The sequence below is a fragment of the Nocardioides sp. genome, from assembly GCF_036267815.1.
GTDB lineage: Bacteria > Actinomycetota > Actinomycetes > Propionibacteriales > Nocardioidaceae > Nocardioides.
In genome coordinates this window covers 1-1,962 of record NZ_DATAVI010000052.1, presented here as the reverse complement: position 1 = coordinate 1,962, position 1,962 = coordinate 1, and the positions used below count along the sequence as shown (strand labels likewise).

The window sequence follows — 1,962 nt, the reverse complement described above, 5'->3', positions numbered from 1 at the left end:
CTGAGAACCGCCTCGGGACCGCAGGCGAGGACGGCGGCCATCCAGCGCCCGTTCGCGGTCAGGCGTGTGTGGCCGACGGCGTAGACCGCGCGATGGATTCTCTGCAGCCGCGCCCTGGCGACCAGCGTTTTTATGGCTTGGGAAGAGAAGCCAAGGACCAACAGTTGCCGTCGAGCCACCACGCCATGCTGACGTGTCGCCAGGTTCCCGAGACGTGAGTCGTCTGGTGGTTGGTGAGCAGCCCTCAGTCGCATCACGTCCAGGGTCGCCGTCCTGGCTGTGACGGAACAAGACGCGTCTGGAACTTAAGTGCGACGTTTGTGCAACAAAAACGTTGCAAGCAACGTGAGCCCGGCAGCGGCGGCCGCGCCTGCGCGCCTCGTCCGCGACGCTGAGGCCCCGGCGGTTCCGTGCCCCCGAGGCGCTGGCATCGCGAACTCCTCGGCCGCGAGAACGTCATGGGGCTCGGCGATCCCGGACGGGTCGTCAGGCAGGGTCACGGGCCCGTGGTGCAGGCCCGGGTCGCGGGTGGGCACGCCGAACTCCTCGGCGGCAAGGACGTCGTGGGCCGCCTCGCGGTGCAGCGCCGGGTCCGGGGCGGGCATGCCGAACTCTTCGGCGGCGAGCACGTCGTGGGCGGGATCGTGGTCGGGGCGGCGCGGCGTCGGCATGGCCGTCGATGATCCCAGATCTCGCGCGATCGGCAGGGCGCGCTCGGGGCAATGGCGGGACGCAACCGAGCCCATGAGGCGAGACCCTATTGATAATCTCAGTCGAGGGGACTGAGATTCGACTAGCGGACCGTCCGGTCCGGTGGTATCCTCTACTTATCCTTCGTAAGTACCTAATGAAAGTGAAGACTTGATGAGTCGCCTTCTCCTGGTCCCGTTGGAGGACGTCGTCGTCTTCCCGGGCATGTCGCTGACGCTGGCGATCGACGCCGGCGACGAAGAGCGCGTGCTCCTGGTGCCTCGCCATGAGCACGAGTTCGCGGCCGTTGGCACGGTCGCCGAAGTGAGCAACCGGGTGCGCCTGCCCGGTGGCGGCCGCGCCTTTGAGCTGCAGGGCCAGCACCGCGGTGTCGCGGGTGCTGCCCAGACGCTGCCCGACGGCCGGCTGTTCGTCGAGGTCGACGAGCGCCCCGATCCCGTCCCCGTGGACGGCAAGACCCGCAACCTGGAGCGCGAGTACCGCGCCGTGGTCGAGGAGATCCTCGAGGTCCGCGGCGACGACGGCCGTATCTCCGCATTCCTGCGCTCGATCTCCGAGCCGGGCACCCTGGCCGACACCTCCGGCGACTCCCCCGACCTCAACTACGACCAGAAGGTCAAGCTGCTGCAGACGCTCGACGTCACCGAGCGGCTGGAGCTGGCGCTGGGCTACCAGCGCGAGCGCCTGGCCGAGCTGCAGGTGCGCAAGCGCATCCGCGAAGACGTGGAGTCCGGCGCCGAGAAGCAGCAGCGTGACTACTTCCTGCGCAAGCAGATGGACTCGATCCGCAAGGAGCTCGACGAGGACGACGCGTCGGTCGTGGAGGAGTACCGGACCGAGATCGACGAGGCCGGCATGCCCGAGCACGCTGAGGAGCAGGCCCTCAAGGAGCTCGGCCGCCTGGAGCGCATGGGCGAGCAGTCCGCCGAGTCCAGCGTCATCCGCACCTACCTGGACACCATCCTCTCGGTCCCGTGGAACGAGCGCTCCGAGGAGAAGCTCGACCCGACCCACGCCCGGGAGGTCCTGGACACCGACCACGCCGGCCTGGAGGACGTCAAGGACCGCATCGTCGAGTACATCGCGGTCAAGAAGCTGCGCGTTGATCGCGGGATCCAGGAGGACAAGCGCTCCGGCGCCATCCTCACCCTCATCGGCCCCCCAGGGACCGGCAAGACGAGCATCGGCGAGTCGATCGCCCGTGCCACCGGACGCAAGTTCGTGCGCATGAGCCTGGGCGGCGTGCGTGAC

At 68.5% G+C, this 1,962-nt stretch carries 2 protein-coding genes; both read left to right on the top strand.

Going from position 1 to position 1,962, the window contains the following annotated elements; translation table 11 throughout:
* The first annotated feature begins 410 nt into the window (after positions 1 to 410).
* Positions 411 to 683 (top strand): hypothetical protein, encoded by a 273-nt coding sequence (locus VHW64_RS10965; protein ID WP_329650591.1) that lies wholly within the window; start codon positions 411 to 413, stop codon positions 681 to 683.
* Between the two features lie 181 nt (positions 684 to 864).
* Positions 865 to 1,962, top strand: a 1,098-nt coding sequence (locus VHW64_RS10960; protein WP_329650590.1) for an LON peptidase substrate-binding domain-containing protein, incomplete at its 3' end; no start/stop codon positions are given.